The 488-nt window shown below is 66.2% G+C and carries 1 protein-coding gene; it reads right to left on the reverse strand.

The annotated features are described in order from the left end of the window. A partial coding sequence (locus tag ACEN88_RS34095; RefSeq protein WP_413346803.1) for a LysR family transcriptional regulator occupies positions 1-248 on the reverse strand: 248 nt, incomplete at its 3' end. Between the last annotated feature and the right edge of the window lie 240 nt (positions 249-488).

A 488-nucleotide genomic window follows, 5' to 3' on the forward strand; every position in this document is an offset into this window, starting at 1 on the left:
GCCGCTTCGTCGGCCGCGTCGAGGCGTTCCAGGATGCGCAGGGCTTCCTCGTAATACGTGCGGCCCGCGTCCGTCAAGGTGACGCTGCGGGTGGACCGGTTGAGCAGCACGGCGCCGAGACGGCCTTCGAGGGCGTCGACGAGGCGCGCGACGGACGAGGTGACGAGTCCGAGCCGGCGCGCGGCGGGCGAGAAGCCGCCGGTGGCGGCGACGGTGCAGAAGGCCTTCAGTTCGGCGAAGCGGTCCATCGTATCCTCATGTCGTGTGTGGTTTTACGCTACTCATACCAAAGGATACTGTGCCGCGCGCGGATCTGCGTCTACCATGGTTTCATGATCGATTCGGCCCGATTGGGAGGGGATGATGCGTTACTACCTGACGTTCGCGCTGCTGGGCCTCCTGATGGGCGGCCTGTGTATCGTGCTGGAAGTGCATACGGCGGCGCCGGCCGTCGCGATGATGGGGTTGTTCGGCGCCGCCGTATGCAC

The organism is Massilia sp. CT11-108, assembly GCF_047302915.1.
In the GTDB taxonomy this organism is placed as follows: domain Bacteria; phylum Pseudomonadota; class Gammaproteobacteria; order Burkholderiales; family Burkholderiaceae_D; genus Telluria; species Telluria orientalis.